General features: G+C 60.0%; 4 protein-coding genes. 2 read left to right on the top strand and 2 right to left on the bottom strand.

Features of this window, described 5'->3' with window-relative positions:
* Positions 1-299: 299 nt before the first annotated feature.
* Together AC1DT3_RS16750 and AC1DT3_RS16745 are read left to right on the top strand one after the other, a co-directional pair.
* Positions 300-581: a hypothetical protein gene (locus AC1DT3_RS16750; protein WP_477466371.1), complete on the top strand. Its 282-nt coding sequence runs from the start codon at positions 300-302 to the stop codon at positions 579-581.
* The gene (locus AC1DT3_RS16745) at positions 578-1,024 is read left to right on the top strand and encodes a LexA family protein (RefSeq protein ID WP_477466370.1); all 447 of its coding nucleotides are present in this window, start codon (positions 578-580) and stop codon (positions 1,022-1,024) included. Before AC1DT3_RS16750 ends, AC1DT3_RS16745 begins: the two co-directional genes overlap by 4 nt.
* On the opposite strand, the gene AC1DT3_RS16740 is transcribed toward AC1DT3_RS16745, so the two are convergent.
* Both AC1DT3_RS16740 and AC1DT3_RS16735 read right to left on the bottom strand, forming a co-directional pair.
* Positions 1,009-1,962, bottom strand: a complete 954-nt coding sequence (locus tag AC1DT3_RS16740) for a hypothetical protein (protein WP_477466369.1) — start codon at positions 1,960-1,962, stop codon at positions 1,009-1,011. The two genes, AC1DT3_RS16745 and AC1DT3_RS16740, sit on opposite strands and share 16 nt — an antisense overlap.
* On the bottom strand, positions 1,962-2,990 hold a 1,029-nt coding region (locus AC1DT3_RS16735; protein ID WP_477466368.1), incomplete at its 5' end, for a DnaB-like helicase C-terminal domain-containing protein. The genes AC1DT3_RS16740 and AC1DT3_RS16735, both read right to left, overlap by 1 nt.

Raw genomic sequence — 2,990 nt, 5'->3', positions numbered from 1 at the left:
CTCCCGGCGCCGACGTCTTGGGACATCCAGGCGCAATTCGAGCGGTAGGTATGAGAGAGTCAGYSATTGCGCAAAGTGTCAACTCAGATTTGCCAAATTGKAACGTGACTGCCCATTTTGGCGGAATGAGCCGTTTCGCTATCTGATTCAACTGACTCGCGAATTCGCCCTACCTGATTCAACCTGTCGCAGGGGTCATTAACCGCCTATTGACTCTCTTTCGGAATGAGAACGTAATAAGAACATTCAAGAAGGAGGCCCGGATGGGACGGTCTGCATTACCCGTAGAAGAATCAGATTTGGCGCCACGAAAGGCTGATCCGAGCCCTTTTTCCCGTGCCGATATCGCGGCGATCATCGTCAGCACGGCTTACCGGTACGCCAATCGCCCCATGACCTTCGTCGAAGAAGGGATCTATGCGCTCATCATTCGGGATCTCATCCGTCGGGGAGTGACCAACGTCGACGAAATCGCTTGGAAGGCGCTTGAACAGGAGGGCCACACACCCCGGTACGTCAACATGGGTGAGATCGGCTACATCGGCATCGAGCCCCAGCCGAAAGTGGAGCGCCTGTCATGAACCAGCCTGTTGCCGGTCTGAACTATCGGCAGCACCAGTTGCTGGCGTTCATTCAGAATTATGTCTCGAGAAATACCGTGTCTCCTTCCTATGAGGAGATGGCAGCAGGCTTGGGAATTCGCAGCAAATCGAGCGTTCTTCGGATCCTCGCCGCACTCGAAACAAAGGGATATCTCGCGCGACGTTCGAACATGGCGCGATCGGTATCGCTTCTTGCTGAAGCGCCGGCTCCGCCACCGGTGCCAGTCCCGCCGCCCGCGCCCAGGCGATTCCAGGCGAAGCAAAAATCCGCGGGCGTCTATGAGATCAGGATCAACGGGGCTTTGGACCGCGTTCTTCGCGATCTCTGCATCGAAACTCATCTTACGCCAGCAGATATTATCTCGACGGCTCTGGCAGATTACATCCTCGAGCCGTCCCTGATGGCTCAACCATTCGGCTGATTTCCGAGGCTCGCGTTCATCATTGATACGAGCATCGAATTTCGCTTCAGTCCGAAGAAGCACGCGGCGGCGTCGACAGCGTTCACAAACGCAATGCTGAGACGCCGCTCGTCGCCGTGGCCGTCGGCTTCCATCGCCCGGTATCCAAATCCCATCACGACCCTTGCGTATAGCATCGCTGCCGCCTCGTCTCCGATCCGRYGCYGAAGSGCYGTCAGCTGCTGATGCGCRTAGGCRTTCCCGTTCATGACGCCCGGYACCGTGCTCGTGTCGACGCCGGGCTCGAAGCGCGGCGCCGGCATCTGATCCATATGAGCCGCATGCCATAGCTCGTCGTACCGTTCACAGGTGAGCACGCGCTCGGTGGTGGCCTCTGCCGGGTTCCTGAAGAGCTTCTTGAATGGGTTGGCCCGCGCCCGCTTGCTTCCACCGAGGTTCTGAATTTCGAATTCCCGGCGCCCCGATGCAAGCCGCGGATCATAGACGATGTTCGCAGAGGCGTGGTCCTTGGTCCGGGCTCGCTCGCCCTGTTGGGTCAGGCGCTCCAGCTTCTTCTCCTTGCGCTGCTGTTTCTCGCTCAGCGGCTCCTGAATCTTCGGCGGCTTTCGGTCGGCCGTCGCTTTCAGCCGATCGACGAACCGGGTCGCGGCCTCGGTGAGCCGTTCGCGTTCGGATAGGAATGCGTCCTGCCGCTTTCGCAAGCCGTCGATCTCGCGCTCTAGATCCTGGGCCCGGCCGCGCCATAGGTCCGCCATCCCCGCAGCTTTGAACGAGGCGCGGGCCCGTTGTTCGCTGCGCATGGTGTCCCCGCTTTCGGCCGCTCGCTTGCTCTCGGCGAGGCGCCGCTCGGAGAGAGATGCGTACCGATCGACACGAGCGACGAAGATATCGAGACGATCGCTCAGGGCCTGCAGCCGCGTCTCTGAAAGGTCCGTCATCAGCCCTGCCCCTTTTCTGTCAGCCACGCGTACGGCGCTTCCTTCGTCCCGCCGCGACCGATGAAACCGGCCTCTTTCAGCGGCGGAATGATCTTCTCCATCAGCGACATCGCCTTCGCTTCGTCCCGATCGACGTCGAGTAACTGCTCCGCACATTTCTCGCGCCAGAGGAGGTATGAGACCGGCCGCACCTTTGCCGGCACGTTCTCCAGATCTGCATTCTCGACCGCGTGGGTGATGTTGAGATTGCGCAGGATCCCGAGGGCGATTGTCGCCTCCTTCGGCAAGCTGACCTTCTTCGCCTTCGCCTGCCGATTATCGAGTTCCGGGATATCCTCCCGCTCCTCCGGCTCGTTCACAAACCGGGTCACGTTTGCGTCAAATCCGAGTTCGATCGTCGTCTCCGGTCCATGGCGGTTCTTCCCGACGATGACCTGGGCAACACCCTTGCACCGCGCGAGGGATCGATCGAAAGCCATCTTCGCCTCTGAGCCGTCGGGCGGGATCTTCTGCTTCCTCAGGTAGTATTCCTCGCGGAACACGAACATCACGATATCGGCGTCCTGCTCGATCGATCCGGATTCCCGCAGGTCTGAGAGCATGGGGCGCTTGTCGTCCCGCTCTTCAACACGCCGCGACAATTGCGAAAGGGCGATAATCGGGACGTTGAGCTCCTTCGCCAGTGCTTTCAGACCGGTGGTGATTTCCGTCACCTCCTGGACGCGATTGTCGCTCTTCCGGCTTCCATGGAGAAGTTGCAGATAGTCGACTACCAACAGTTCGAGACCGCGACGCCTCTTGAGCGACCGGGCTCGAAGCTGGAGAGCAGAGATCGTCAGTTCGCCGGACTGATCGATCGAGATCGGGAGGGAGCGGAGGTCGCGTTCGGCTGCCACGAAACGCTCCATCTCGCTTTCGCTGGCAAAGCCCCGCCGAAGCTTCCACGTCGGAACCCCCGATTGCTCGGATATGATCCGCTGGCTCAACTGCTCGGAGGACATCTCGAGGGAGTTGAACCCGACCACGCC

This window comes from Microvirga sp. P4_G7, from assembly GCF_056401005.1.
Note: the sequence above shows the minus strand (reverse complement) of the source record. Positions and strands in the feature narration are given on the sequence as shown.